The sequence below is a fragment of the Novosphingobium sp. SG754 genome, assembly GCF_013149315.1.
Lineage (GTDB): Bacteria > Pseudomonadota > Alphaproteobacteria > Sphingomonadales > Sphingomonadaceae > Novosphingobium > Novosphingobium capsulatum.
Map to the genome: position 1 here is coordinate 186,190 of NZ_JABGCC010000002.1, position 13,784 is coordinate 199,973.

Below are 13,784 nucleotides of genomic sequence, written 5' to 3' on the forward strand. Positions count from 1 at the left end.
GGTCCCGTGTCAAACCTTAGACATTTCGGCAGATATTGCAATCGGCCGTCCCGCAAACCCGGCTTGAATTGTAATATTGCGCTGCGCTGCAACAATAATAGCGGCGGTGCGCAAGGGCTTGAACACCTGGTCTTTCCGTGAAAAGAACAAGTTCGATGCCCTAACGATTGTGATGATCACGACGCAGGCGGGAGAGGACGATGATGGTCAAGCAGAGCAAGCGCCGCCGCGTGGTGCAGGCAGCCATTCCCGGAGCAGTGCTGGTTGGCTTGCTCGCCGTGCCCGGCCTGGCGCAGGCGCGCGGGGCGACATCGGTTCCACCGGCATCCGGGTCGGGCCTGGCGCAGCGCTGCCCGCTGATGGCGGGCATGCGCTTTGCTCCGGCCGATGGCGGGCGCCCGGTACAGATTACGGCCGCGCAGGTCGTGCCGCAAAGTCCGGCCGGGCAGGGTGCGCAGGGAGAGGCGCTGCCGGCGTTGCCTGCCTATTGCAAGGTGAGCGGAGTCATCGATCCGCGCAAAGGCGCCGATGGCCGCGCCTATGGCATCCGCTTTGAAGTGAACCTGCCGCTGGCGTGGAACGGCCGCTTTCTGTTGCAGGGCGGCGGCGGCCTCAATGGCTCGGTCCGCCCGGCCGTGGGCGGCGCTGCAGCAGGCACGGTTCCGGCCCTGGCGCGGGGCTTTGCCGTTGCCAGCCACGATAGCGGGCACCAGGGCGCGGTGTTCGACGCCTCGTTCCGCACCGACCAGCGCGCGACGCTTGATTTTGCCCAGGCGGCGGTTCCCGCCGTGGCGCAACTGGGCAAGGCGGTCGCCACGCGGTTCTATGGCCGCGCGCCGGCGCACAGCTATATGGCGGGCTGCTCCACCGGCGGGCGCGAGACGATGTTGGCGATGGAGCGCTATCCCGCGCTGTTCGATGGGCTGGTGATCGGCGCGCCGGCAATGCGCACCGGCTTTTCGAACCTGGGCACTACCTATGCCAAGGTCATGTTCAACCAGGCCGCGCCGCGCGATGGCCAAGGGCTGCCGCTGCCTGACAAGGCCTTTTCCGCCGCCGACCGTCAGACCATCCGCGCCGGTCTGCTGGCGCAGTGCGATGGCCTGGATGGCCGGGTGGATGGCATGATCATGGCCGTGGCGCAGTGCCATTTTCGCCCGGCCGCGTTGCAGTGCCACGCCGACAAGCAGGATGGCTGCCTTAGCGCGCCGCAGGTGGAGGCGCTGGACCGCGCCTTTGCCGGCCCGCGCGACGCGGCTGGCCGCGCGCTCTATGCGCCGGTGCCCTTTGACACCGGCGTGGTCGATACGTCAGGGCCGGTATCGGGCTATATCGCCGATGGCCGCACCGATATCCTCGGCCCGCCCAACCGCGATCTCACGGTAGATCTGGATGCCCGTGCCGCGGCGATCCGCGCCGATTGGATGCAGGCGCTGACCGACACCGATGGCTGGACCGATCTTAGCACTTTCCTGGGCCACCAGGGCAAAGTGCTGTTCTATCACGGAGTCAGCGATCCGTGGTTTTCGGCGCTCGACACGCTCGATTACTGGAAGCGCGCGGGCAAGACCAACGGCGCGGCCTGGGCGCAGTCCAGCCGGTTCTACATGGTGCCGGGCATGGCCCATTGCCAAGGCGGCGATGCGTTTGACCGCTTCGACCTGCTGGGCGCCGTGGTCGATTGGGTAGAGCGCGGAGAGGCGCCCGCAGCGGTGGTCGCCACGCGCAGCCAGGGCAAGGGCGCACGTCCGCTATGCCCTTGGCCGGGCTATGCCCGCTATAACGGCGGCGATCCCGATCGCGCCGAAAGCTACTCCTGCGCCGAAGCGCCCGTGGCAGGAGCAGTGGCGGCAGCGGGGGGCTGATCGCTCCACCGCCCGCCCACGGCCTGGGCCAGGGCAATGGCGGCGGTCTGGCGATCGATCACCGACTGGATTTCGGTCTGCCGCGCCGACAGCGCTGCGGTTTGCGCGGTGATGACCGAGGTGTAATCGACGATGCCGTTGCGATACTGGTTGTTGGCAATGGTTTCGGCCTGGCTCGCCGAAACGGTCGCTTCTGCCCGGCGCTGCGCTACTTGCGCCAGCACGCGTGTTCCGGCCAGGTTGTCTTCCACCTGCTGGAACGCGGCCAGCACCGTCTGGCGATAGGTTGCCACCGTCTGATCATACTGCGCGCGCGCCTGGACCACGGCGCCATGCCGCGCCCCGAAATCCAGCAGCGTCATTGCCCCGCTCAAGCCCAGCGACCACAGGCTGGTGGCGGCCTGGAACAACTGGCCGATTACGCTGCTGTTGGTGCCCACGCTGCTCGACAGCGTGACTTGCGGGAAATAGGCCGCCTTCTGGATGCCGACATTGGCATTGGCCGCGGCCACGCGGCGTTCGGCGGCGGCAATGTCGGGCCGGCGCTGCAGCAGGGCGGCCGGTACCTGGGCTGGGATTTCCGGCACCACTGGCTGCCAATCGACTGCCGAAAGGGCAAAGGTTGACGGGTTTTCGCCCACCAGCACGGCAATCGCGTGTTCCAGCACGGCGCGCTGACGATCGAGATCGGCGCGGGTGGCCTGCGCGTTGCTCAGCGTGGTCTGCGCCTCGAACACGTCGGCGTGGGAAACGGTACCGGCCTTGTACTTGTTGGTGGTGATGGCCAGGGCGCGGGTATAATCGGCCACGGTGCGATCGAGCAGCACGCGCTGCGCATCGATGCCACGCAACTGGACATAGTTGGTGGCGAGTTCCCCTTGCGCAGACAGCGTGGCATTGGCCAGATCGCCTTCGCTTGCCTGGGCGTTGGCCTTGGCCTGGTTCACCGTGTTGCCCAGCCGGCCCCACAGATCGGGCTCCCAGCTCGCACCGATCGAGAGGGAATAGCGCGAGACGGTAGCCCCGGTGGTGGTGGTCGAAACCCCAGTGCCACCAGTCACGTTCTGGCCAGCGAAATCCTGCGAGCGGGTGCCGCTGGCCGACGCGGTAAGCGAGGGGAACAGCGCCGAACGCTGCACCTGCACCAGTGCGCGCGCGGCTTGATAGGCCGCGCGATAGCTGGCCACGTTCTGGTTGGTGACCGCTACCTTCTGTTCCAGGCTATCAAGCACGGGATCGCGGAACAGATCCCACCACGCCCCGCGCGCCACCGCATCCGAGGGCGTCGCCACGGCCCAGCCGGGCTCTTCCTTGAACTGTGGCGGGATCGCCACCGTGGCGGGCGGGCGATAGGCTGGCGCCATCGAGCAGCCGGCCAGGACCAGCGGCAGCGCCATGCCGGGAATGACGAGCGCGGAAAAGCGGGAGAGGGGCGCGCGCATCAGGCGGGTACTCCTTGGATCGGGGCCGGCGGGGCCGCGCGGCGTGGACGGCGGCGGCGGAAGCGGTCGAGCGCGAGATAGACCACCGGCGTGGTCATCAAGGTCAGCACCTGGCTGGCGACCAGACCGCCGAAAATGGCGATGCCGAGCGGGCGGCGCAGTTCTGCACCATCGCCAAAGCCGATCGCCAGCGGCAACGCGCCCAGCGCGGCGGCCATCGTGGTCATCAGGATTGGGCGGAAGCGCTTGAGGCAGGCCTCGCGCACGGCCTCTACCGGGGAAAGACCTTCGTTCCGCTCTGCCTCCAGCGCGAAATCGATGATCATGATCGCGTTCTTCTTCACGATGCCGATCAGCAGGATGATGCCGATCAGGGCGATGATGTCGAACTGGCCGCCGCTGGCGATCAGGGCGATCATCGCGCCAACCCCGGCCGAGGGGATGGTGGACAGCGCGGTGAGCGGGTGGATCGCGCTCTCATAGAGGATGCCGAGCACGATATAGATCGCCACCAGCGCCGCCAGGATCAGCAGCGGCATGCTGGCGGTGGACTGGGCAAAGACCTTGGCCGTGCCACCGAATTCGCCGTGGACCGTGGCGGGCAAGGCCAGGCTCGCCTGCACCTGCGCGATGAGTTGCGAGGCCTGGCCCAGCGACACGCCCTGCGGCAGGTTGAACGAGATCGTGGCCGACGGCTCGCCATCAGAGTGGCTGACCTGCGCATCGGTCGATCCTGTGCTCCACCGCGCGATCGCCGAAAGCGGCGTCATCGTGCGGGCCGTGGTGCTGACCGCGCTGCCGCTGGCAACCAATGCGCCACCGGCCGCCGCGCCGCCCGATCCCGTCAGGTTGGCCGCAGAACTGGCTGAGCTGATCGCGCCGGCTACCGGCAGATAGATGTTGTTGAGCGCCTCGGGCGAGCCGTTGAACTGGCGATCGGCCTCCATCACCACGTGATACTGGTTGAGGCCGGAGTAGATATTGGCCACCTGGCGCTGGCCAAAGGCATCGTAGAGCGTGGCATCGACCGTCTGCATCGGGATGCCCAGCCGCGCGGCGGCATCGCGGTCGACCTCGACAAAGGCGTCGGCGCCGGCATCCTGCTGGTCGATATCGACGTCGGTGATGAGGTCGGGATGGGTCTTGAGCGCATCGACCAGCTTTTGCCCGGCGGCCTGCAACACGGCGGCGTGATCGGCCTTGAGCACGTATTGATAGGTGCTGTTGGTCTGCCGCCCGCCAGCCTGGAGATCCTGCACCGGGTTGAGGAACAGGCTGACCCCGCGCACGCGCGCCAGCTTGGGCCGCAGGCGTCCGATTACCTCGTTGACCGGCGGGCGTTGCGAGCGGTCTTTGAGCGTGGCGAACAGGAAGCCACCACCCGCGCGCGAACCGCCGGCAAACGAGACCACGGTATCGACCGCGGGATCGGATTTGACGATGCGGGTAATGCGCGTGAGCTTGTCCTGCAGGTCTGAGAACGAGATCGACTGGTCGGCGCGCACGCCGCCCATCAGGCCGCCGGTATCCTGCTGCGGGAAGAAGCCCTTGGGCGCGATGGCGATCAGCCAGACATTGAGCGCCACGGTCAGCACCAGGACCAGCATGACCAGCCCGCGATGCGCCAGCGCCCAATCCAGGTTGCGGGCATAGCGCGCTTCTGACCATTCGACGCAGCGCTTGGCCGTGCGCATCACCCGGCTGTCGCTTTCGCGGCCATCGAGCAGGCGCGCGGCCAGCATCGGCGTGGTGGTGAGCGACACGACCAGGCTGATCGCCACGGCAACCGACATGGTCAGCGCAAATTCGCGGAACAGGCGGCCGACCAGGCCACCCATGAAAATCAGCGGCACGAACACCGCCACCAGGCTGACCGAGATCGACAGCACGGTAAAGCCCACCTCGCGCGCGCCCTTGAGCGCGGCGGACAGGGGCGACATGCCGTGTTCCACATGGCGGCTGATATTCTCGACCACCACGATGGCATCGTCGACCACGAAGCCTGTCGCCACGGTCAAGGCCATGAGCGAGAGATTGTCGAGCGAAAACCCCGCCAGATACATGACGCCCAGCGTGCCGAGCAGCGAGGCCACCACCGCCGCGGCCGGGATCAGCGTGGCGCGCCACGATTGCAGGAACAGGCCGACCACCAGCACCACCAGCAGCGTGGCGATCAGCAGCGTCACTTCCACCTCGTGCAGCGAGGCGCGGATCGTGCGGGTGCGGTCCGATCCGATCGACAGGTGGATATCGGGCGGCAGGGCGGCCTGCAGCGCCGGCAGTTGCGCCTTGAGCGCATCGACCGTTTCCACGATGTTGGCGCCGGGCTGGCGGCTGATCAGGATCGGCACGGCGCGCTTGCCGTTGAACAGGCCGATGGTGCGAATGTCTTCCGGCCCATCGGTGACAGTGGCGATGTCAGACAGGCGCACGGCGGCGCCATTGCGCCAGGCGATCACGGTATCGCGGTAATCGGCGGCGTGGCGGCCGGCCTGGTTGGAATAGACCTGGAAACTGCCGTTGCCGGTATCGAGCACGCCACGCGGACGGTTGGCGCTTTCCGACTGGAGCGCGGTGCGCACGTCTTCGAGCGCGATACCGGCGCGCGACAGGGCCAGCGGGTTTACCTCGATCCGCACCGAGGGCAACGCCGCGCCGCCCAGCTCGACATTGCCGACGCCCTGCACCTGGAGCAGCTTTTGCTGCACCACGTTGGACACCGCATCATAGATTTCAGACGGGCTGCGGGTATCGGAAGTGAGCGCGAGGATCAGCACCGGCGCTTCGGCCGGGTTGGCCTTGCGATAGCTGGGATTGCTTTTGAGCGTGGCCGGCAGATCGGCGCGCGAGGCGTTGATCGCGGCCTGCACATCGCGCGCGGCGCCATCGATATTGCGCGACAGATCGAACTGCAGGGTGATCTGGGTTGACCCCACGCCCGATCGCGAGGTCATTTCGCTGACCCCGGCGATGGTCCCCAGATGCCGCTCTAACGGGGCGGCGACGCTTGCCGCCATCGTCGAAGGGCTGGCGCCGGGCAAGTTGGCCTGGACCATGATCGTGGGGAAATCCACCGCCGGCAGCGGCGCCACCGGCAGGTTGAAGAACGCGGCCACGCCCGCCAGCATCAACCCGATAGTGAGCAGGAGGGTGCCGACCGGGCGCCGGATGAAAGGCGCGGAAACGTTCATGCGCGGCCCGGTTCCTGGGCGCCGGGTTCCTGGGAGGGCGTTGCGGCCCCGCGCGCGGTTTCGCGCCGCTCGCGCCAGCGTTCAAGGCCCAGGAAAATCACCGGCGTGGTGAACAGCGTCAGCACCTGGCTGAAGATCAGACCGCCCGCGATGGCGATGCCCAGCGGCTGGCGCAATTCGTGCCCCATGCCGCCGCCAAAGATCAGCGGCAATGCGGCAAACAGCGCGGCGAACGTGGTCATCATGATCGGGCGGAAGCGCAGCAGCGCGGCCTGACGGATGGCGTGCGACGGATCGGCGCCTTCCTCGCGCATGGCCTCGAGCGCGAAGTCGATCATCATGATCGCGTTCTTCTTGACGATGCCGATCAGCAGCACGATGCCGATGATGCCGATCACGCCCAGCCCCGATCCAGTCAGCCACAGGCCGAGCAGCGCACCGATCCCGGCCGATGGCAGCGTCGAAAGGATTGTGATCGGGTGGACGAAGCTTTCATAGAGCACGCCCAGCACGATATAGACCACCACGATCGCGGCCAGGATCAGCCACAGCTCGTTCGAGAGCGACGATTTGAAGGCCGAGGCAGCGCCAGAAAAATTGGTCGAGACCGCGGCGGGCATGCCGATGGTCTGCTCGGCATGCTCGATCACCGAAACCGCCTTGCCCAGCGACACGCCCGGCGCCAGATCGAACCCGATCGTGGCCGAGGGGAACTGCGCCTCGCGCGAGACGACGAGCGCGGTGGGCCCGGTCGTGATCGTGGCAATGGTCGAAAGCGGCACGGTCGTCCCGCCCGGCAGCGGAATGCGCAGGTCACCCAGCGCCTGCGGGCTGGTGACCGAGCCAGGCTGCGCTTCCAGGATCACGCGGTTCTGGCTCGACTGGGTGTAGATGGTCGAAACGATGCGCTGGCCAAAGGCATCGTAGAGCGCGTTGTCGATCGTCAGCACCGAGAGGCCCAGACGCCCGGCGATATCGCGGTTGATATTCACCGTTACTGCCTGGCCGCCGCCCATCACGTTGGACGTGACGTTTTGCAGATGCGCATCGTCCTTGAGCGCCGCTGCCAGCTTTTCGCCCCACTGGTTGACCACCGCCTCGTCCGCGCCTTGCAGCGAGAAGCGATAGGCATTGACCCCGGTGGAGGTGTCGATGGTGAGATCCTGCACCGGGCGGAAGTAGGTCTTGATCCCCACGATCCCGCTGGTCGCCTGGGTCAGGCTGTCGATCACATGGGCAAGATTGCCGCGATCGCCCTCGCTCTTGAGGTTGACGACCATGCGCCCCTGCGAAAGCGTGGGGTTCTGCCCATCGACGCCGACCGAGGAACTGAGGCTGTCGACCGACGGATCGGCCAGCAGCGCCTGCGCCACCTGGCTTTGCAGCTGGGTCATGCGGGTATAGCCGATGTCCTGCCCGGCCACGGTCGTCACCGCGATCTGGCCGGTGTCCTGTTCGGGAAAGAGGTCCTTGGGGATGATCCAGAACAGCAGCGCCGTCACCGCAAGCGTGCCGGCAAACACCGCCATGGTCAGCCCGCTGCGCGCCATGACCCAATCTAGCGCGGTCATGTAGCGGGCGGCGAGGCGGTCGAACCAGTTGCGGGTGGCCTGCGTCACGCGATACTGGCGCTCTTCATGCTCGGGCTTGAGCCAGCGCGCCGACAGCATCGGCACGAGCGTGAGCGCCACGAGTGCCGAGATCAGGATCGTCACCGCCAGCGTCACGGCAAATTCGCGGAACAGGCGACCAACCACGTCGCCCATGAACAGCAGCGGGATCAACACGGCGATCAGCGAGACGGTCAGCGAGATGATCGTAAAGCCGATCTCGCTGGCGCCTTTGAGCGCAGCCTCGAATGGGCGCATCCCATCTTCGATATGGCGTGCGATATTTTCCAGCACGACGATGGCATCGTCGACCACGAACCCCGAGGCGATGGTCAGCGACATCAGCGTGAGGTTGTTGATCGAGAAATCGAGGAAATACATCGCCGCAAACGAGCCGACCAGCGAAAGCGGCACGGCAATGCTGGCCACCACCGTGGCGCGCAGCGAACCCAGGAACAGGAAGATCACCAGCGTGACGAGCACCACGGCCAGGACAAGTTCCGTGCGCACATCGGACACCGAGGCGCGGATGCCAGCGGTGCGGTCGGTCAGCACGGTCACGTGCACGTCGGCCGGCAACTGGGCCTCAAGCTCGGGCAGGGATGCCTTGATCGCGTCGACCGTGCCGATCACGTTGGCGCCGGGCTGGCGCTGCACATCGAGCACGACCGCCGGCTGGCCATTCATCCACGAAGCGATGCGCGTGTTTTCCGTGGCCTGGACCACTTGCGCCACATCGGACAGCCGCACCGGCGCACCATTGGCAAAGGCGACGACCAGGTTGCGATAGCTGGCGGCATCGCCCAACTGGTCGTTGGCGTCGATCGTCCAGCTCTTGGTCGGGCCGTCAAAGCTGCCCTTGGCGGCGTTGGCATTGGCATTGGCAATCGCGCTGCGGATCGATTCCAGCGACAGGCCGCGCGCGGCGAGCGCGGGCACATTGGCCTGGATGCGCACGGCGGGGCGCTGCCCGCCCGACATGGACACCAGGCCCACGCCCGAAACCTGGGCGATCTTGTTGCTGAACTGGCGCTCGACAATGCCTTGCACTTCGCCCAGCGGCCGGCTTTTCGAGGTGATGCCCAGCGTCAGGATCGGCGCATCGGCCGGGTTGACCTTGGCATAGATCGGCGGCGCGGGAAGATCGGTGGGCAGCAGCGTATTGGCTGCGTTGATCGCCGCCTGCACTTCCTGCTCGGCAATATCGAGCGACAGATCGAGGCGGAACTGCATGGTGATCACCGATGCCCCGGCCGAGGAGGCCGAGGTCATCCGCGTCAACCCCGGCATCTGCCCGAACTGGCGCTCCAGCGGTGACGTCACGGTCAGCGCCATCACATCGGGGCTGGCGCCGGGATAGAGCGTGGTGACCTGGATCGTCGGATAGTCCACCTCGGGCAGGGCCGAGAGCGGCAGCATGCGATAGGCCACCAGGCCCGCCAGCAGGATCGCCACCATCAACAGTGTGGTCGCCACCGGGCGCAGGATGAACAGCCGGGATGGCCCGCCGGGTTGGGCAGGGGCCTGCTCAGGCAGATCGGACGTGCTCATCCCGCGTTTCCGGCATTGGCGCCGCGGCGGTGATGGCCATTGCCACCTTGGCCGCCTCCGCCGCCATTACCTTGGCCACCGCCGCGCTTGCCGCCCTTGTTGATGCTGGCGCCGTCTTCCAGGCCATCGGCGCCCTCGATCACCACCTGGGTGCCGGCCGTCAGGCCCGAAAGGATCGCCAGCTTGTCACCCGAAGAGGGGCCGGTCTTGACCACGGTCAGCTTCACCGTGTTGTCGGGCTTTACCACGAAGACGAAATCGCCCTGGCTGCCGTGGCGCACCGCGCTGACCGGCACGGTCACCACGTCATGCAGCGTCTGTACCAGCATCGACACGTTGACGAAGGCGCCGGGGAACAAAACATTGCCGGCATTGGCAAAGCGGGCCTTGGCCTTGACCGTGCCGGTGGTGGCATCGACCTGGTTGTCAAACGTCAGGAAGCGGCCGGTGGCCAGGCGATTGCCGTTGTTCTGGTCGTTGGCGTCAACCGGCAGGCCGCTGCCTGCGCCGGCGGTCTGCCCGATGGCGGAAAGCTGCGCCTGGGGCAGGGCAAAGCTCACGTCGATCGGATCGACCTGGGTGATGATCACCACACCGTTGGTGTCCGACGGCGTCAGGTAGTTGCCGATATCGACCTGGCGAATGCCGACGCGGCCCGAAATCGGCGCCTTGATCGCGGTATAGTCCAGGTTGAGCGCGGCCGTGCCGATGGCGGCGCGATCGGCTGCCACGGTGCCGGCCAGCTGCCCCACCGTGGCGCGCTGGGTATCGACCTGCTGGCTGGCGATCGAATCTTGCTTGAGCAGGGTTTGATAGCGATTGAGATCGAGCCGTGCCGAGGTCAGCTGTGCCTCGTCACGCGCCAGATTGGCGCGGGCCTGTTCCAGCGCCAGGCGATAGGGGCGGGGATCAATCTGGGCGAGCACCTGGCCCTGGCGGACCATCTGCCCTTCCTGGAACATGATCTTGAACAGCACGCCTGACAGCTGCGTGCGTACCGTGGCGGTAACCAGCGGCTGCACCGTGCCCAGCGCGGCCACCGTCACCGGCATGTCTGCCTTGGTCGCCGGCGCGATGTTCACCGCCGCCGGCGGACGCCCGCCGCGCTTGTCTCCGCCGCTCTTGGCCACCCATCGAGCACCCAGGGCAACCACCACGAACACGGCAATGATCGCCAGGGCGATCAGAAGCGTGCGCTTGCGGCTGCTGCGGGGGGGATGTTCGGACGTTACGTGATCCGGAGAAACAGGTGTACTCGCTTCGTCAGCGTTCATCTAGCAAACCCTTGCATGCCCTGCGACTCGATAGTCCCGGATCGAGTTCTCGCGTTCTTCCGCCATGGCCCCGCGCGGTGCAAGCTGTCTTGTTTCCCAAGTTGTATCAGATTGCCCCGGCGATCTTACTTTCGGTTCTGGGCGGAACGCGCGGCGATTTCGCAGCCAAGTCGGGATCGCCCGCAGAGGTTCCCGGCGCAAAGCGATTCATGTGCAAATAACGCGGAGAAAAGCCGGAAAGCTGCGCCAACCGATCCGGATCGGGCAGGGTGATATGGCGCCCGTGCCAATGCAGCAGGCCGCGCCCGCGCAGATCCTGCACCACGCGGTTGACGTGAACCGATGTCATGCCGGTTGCTTCGGCCAGGGTCACCTGGGTGAGCGGAGTGGCAAAGCGCCCATCGGCTGCCAGGCCCAGGGCTGCCAGCCGATAGTGCAACTCGCATAGCAAGGCGCCGATCCGTGCCAGGGCCGGGCGCGCGGCAAGGTTGAGTGTCCATTCGCGCTGCATGCCCAGCATGGCGCAGGCATCAAACGCCATGGCCTGGCGCAGGCTGTGCGAGCGGAGGCAGGCACGATCGAACACTTCGGGCGCAATCAGCGCGCAGTGCATGTCATTGAGCGCGCCGATCGAATGGTCCATCGCCTCGGCCGCCAAGGCATCGGGATTGCACAAGTCTCCCGGCAGCAGGAACGCCACGACCTGGCGCCGGCCATCCTCCAGCAGTTTGTAGCGACAGCCCCAGCCATCGATGACCAGCTTGACGAAATGGATCGGCTCGCCTTCGCGGATAAGGTCGGCCCCCGCCGGAACCAGCCGCCCTTCGCTGCGCAACAGGCCGTCGATCTGCGTCCGGGCCTGAAGGTCCAGTTCGACGTAGCGCGCGAATTTGGCCTGAAGGGGATTCATGCTGGCCTGTTCTGCAATCGGCCGGGGAACACCTTCCCCGATGCCCATCGCAACACCCCATCGCCCCAGTGGTTCCCCATCTCATCACAGGTTGTGATCCGTGCCCTGTGGGCGTGCTGCGGGGTTTAAATGGCCTGCCAGCAAAAGGATATCTACCCATGGCCGATCGTTCTCCACCCCAGCCCGCCATCCCCCCGCGCACGGTGCGCGGCGCGCCCATTGCCCATTCCGATCAGCGTTCCGGCCAGCAATCCTCGCATGAGGAAGAACGCGACAACCCCGGTCAGCTTACCGGCGGCACCGGCGGGGTAGGCGCGCCGCCGCCGACCGAGGTGCCGATCGATGAACCGGTGCCCGATCCCATCCCGCTGCCGCCGGGCAGCCATGGCAAGGAGGGAATCGACGGGCCGGAAAGCAAGGTGGAACGCAATCCAGGGGCCGAGGCCGGCCAGAACGCCGGCCCGACGCTGCGCCGGTAGGATGAGGGCGCGCCCAGTGCCCAGCCCTGCTTCGCCCGGCCCTGCTTCGCCCAGCCATGCTTCGTCACCGGGGCGTGATGTGCAGCACGGCTGCCTTGGCGATGCCGCGCCACTGCTGGTGGCGGCACAGCGCGTGCTCGCGCTTGCGGCCGAGCACGATGCGGCAATCGCGACCGCCGAAAGCTGCACCGGTGGGCTGCTGGCTTCGCTGCTGACCGATATCGAAGGCTATGGCCGCTGGTTCGATCGTGGCTTTGTCACGTATTCGGCCCAGGCCAAGAGCGAGATGCTGGGGATCGATCTGGTGGAGCTGCGCCGTCACGATCCCGTGAGCCGCGCGATTGCCGAGGCAATGGCACGCGGGGCACTGGCTCATAGCCGGGCGGGGCTCGTTGCCGCGATTACTGGCAATGCCGGCACCGGCGGCCCGCGTGACGAGCCGGGCCTGGCCCATATCGCGGTGCTGCGGCGTGATGGCGGGCTGTTGCTGCGCGAGTGCCATTATGGCGCCCGCCCGCGCGATGCGGTGCGGCTGCACCTGGCCGGGGCAGCCCTTGCGATGATGGCCGATGCATTGAACGCGGCCCGGGGATAGGCTTCCCCAGGCCGCGTTCAACCGACGCTGATCGTTCGTGCTCAGCGCCCGCGTGAGGTGTCTGGCGCCTGGGCTTCCTGCCCGCCGATCTGGGCCAGCATGTCGGCATGGCGGGCTACCACTGGCGCGATGGCGTTGGCGGCCGCCCGCAAGGCCGGTTTGTCGCCCTTGTCGGCATAGGCGCGATGCAGCGCCAGTGCCGCCGTGTGGGCATCGCGCTGCGCAGCCACGTAAACGTTCTGCGCCGTCTCCCCCTGCGCCTGGCGCAACCCGTCTAGCGCGGCCGCCTGCGTGGAATCGAGCGCCGGTGCCGGCATGGCCAAGCCATCCTGGCGGGCCGCCTGGGTGAGCCGCGCGGTGGAGTGTGTATGGTCGGCAATCATCATCCGGGCAAAGCTTGCCACCTTGGCACTGGGGGACTTGGCCAGGATCAGGCGGGAGGATTCGATCTCGAACCGGTCGCCTGCGGCGGCCTTGGCAAGGTAGGTCGGCGCGTCAAGCGGCGCCATGGTGTCGGCAGGCGATGGGGGTGCCGTCGGCTGGGTTGGGGCCAGGCCCTGCGCCGTAGCAAGCGAGGGCAGCAGCATGGCACAGGCAGCCACCGGCGCGAATGGAAATCTGGGCATGATACTCTCTCCTTTTGGGCAGTCTCGCTGATCCGGCCGTCAATGCCGGCTGGGCGAGGGCGGCACGCGAATGGCTTGCGGGCTGACGCTGCCGGGCAAAAGGCGCGGCCGCAGATCCGGGTCGGGCAGCCGTTCATGCCAGGGATGCAGCGGCACGGGCGTGGTCGGGCGGCGCGTAGTCGGGCGGGGCAGGGCGGGCATGGCAACCGCGCAGGCGGACTGGGGCTGGGTCATCTGGGAA

Annotated in this window: 11 protein-coding genes; 3 read left to right on the plus strand and 8 right to left on the minus strand. The window is 67.0% G+C overall.

All coding sequences use genetic code 11. From position 1 onward, the window contains the following. Positions 1–9: 9 nt before the first annotated feature. Positions 10–180, minus strand: a complete 171-nt coding sequence (locus tag FHW97_RS05440) for a hypothetical protein (protein WP_158442017.1) — start codon at positions 178–180, stop codon at positions 10–12. A 20-nt stretch (positions 181–200) separates the two neighbouring features. On the opposite strand from FHW97_RS05440, the gene FHW97_RS05445 reads away from it, so the two are divergent. After that, positions 201–1,865: a tannase/feruloyl esterase family alpha/beta hydrolase gene (locus FHW97_RS05445; RefSeq protein WP_216647667.1), complete on the plus strand. Its 1,665-nt coding sequence runs from the start codon at positions 201–203 to the stop codon at positions 1,863–1,865. Here the strand turns inward: FHW97_RS05445 and FHW97_RS05450 are convergent. The 5 genes from FHW97_RS05450 to FHW97_RS05470 all read right to left on the minus strand — a co-directional run bounded on the left by FHW97_RS05450 (position 1,811) and on the right by FHW97_RS05470 (position 11,843). Next, positions 1,811–3,307, minus strand: a complete 1,497-nt coding sequence (locus FHW97_RS05450; protein ID WP_216647668.1) for an efflux transporter outer membrane subunit — start codon at positions 3,305–3,307, stop codon at positions 1,811–1,813. The two genes, FHW97_RS05445 and FHW97_RS05450, sit on opposite strands and share 55 nt — an antisense overlap. Next, positions 3,307–6,498: an efflux RND transporter permease subunit gene (locus FHW97_RS05455; protein WP_171798314.1), complete on the minus strand. Its 3,192-nt coding sequence runs from the start codon at positions 6,496–6,498 to the stop codon at positions 3,307–3,309. Before FHW97_RS05455 ends, FHW97_RS05450 begins: the two co-directional genes overlap by 1 nt. Next, complete coding sequence (locus tag FHW97_RS05460; protein WP_171798315.1) at positions 6,495–9,659, minus strand: efflux RND transporter permease subunit; 3,165 nt, start codon at positions 9,657–9,659, stop codon at positions 6,495–6,497. The genes FHW97_RS05455 and FHW97_RS05460 overlap by 4 nt, the downstream gene beginning before the upstream one ends. Next, on the minus strand, positions 9,656–10,933 hold the full coding sequence (locus FHW97_RS05465; protein WP_171798316.1) for an efflux RND transporter periplasmic adaptor subunit: 1,278 nt from the start codon (positions 10,931–10,933) through the stop codon (positions 9,656–9,658). Before FHW97_RS05465 ends, FHW97_RS05460 begins: the two co-directional genes overlap by 4 nt. A 106-nt stretch (positions 10,934–11,039) precedes the next feature. Beyond that, complete coding sequence (locus FHW97_RS05470; protein ID WP_171798317.1) at positions 11,040–11,843, minus strand: Crp/Fnr family transcriptional regulator; 804 nt, start codon at positions 11,841–11,843, stop codon at positions 11,040–11,042. Between the two features lie 158 nt (positions 11,844–12,001). Between FHW97_RS05470 and FHW97_RS05475 the strand changes: the two genes are divergently transcribed. Both FHW97_RS05475 and FHW97_RS05480 read left to right on the plus strand, forming a co-directional pair. Then, on the plus strand, positions 12,002–12,322 hold the full coding sequence (locus FHW97_RS05475; RefSeq protein ID WP_171798318.1) for a hypothetical protein: 321 nt from the start codon (positions 12,002–12,004) through the stop codon (positions 12,320–12,322). Positions 12,323–12,338: 16 nt separating this feature from the next. After that, entirely contained in the window at positions 12,339–12,917 is a 579-nt protein-coding gene (locus FHW97_RS05480) for a CinA family protein (protein WP_370576907.1), read from the plus strand. A gap of 41 nt (positions 12,918–12,958) precedes the next feature. Here FHW97_RS05480 and FHW97_RS05485 read toward each other — a convergent pair whose 3' ends face one another. Together FHW97_RS05485 and FHW97_RS05490 are read right to left on the minus strand one after the other, a co-directional pair. Further along, complete coding sequence (locus tag FHW97_RS05485) at positions 12,959–13,543, minus strand: DUF4142 domain-containing protein (protein WP_171798320.1); 585 nt, start codon at positions 13,541–13,543, stop codon at positions 12,959–12,961. 39 nt (positions 13,544–13,582) lie between these two features. After that, the gene (locus FHW97_RS05490) at positions 13,583–13,777 is read right to left on the minus strand and encodes a hypothetical protein (RefSeq protein ID WP_171798321.1); all 195 of its coding nucleotides are present in this window, start codon (positions 13,775–13,777) and stop codon (positions 13,583–13,585) included. Positions 13,778–13,784 lie beyond the last annotated feature (7 nt).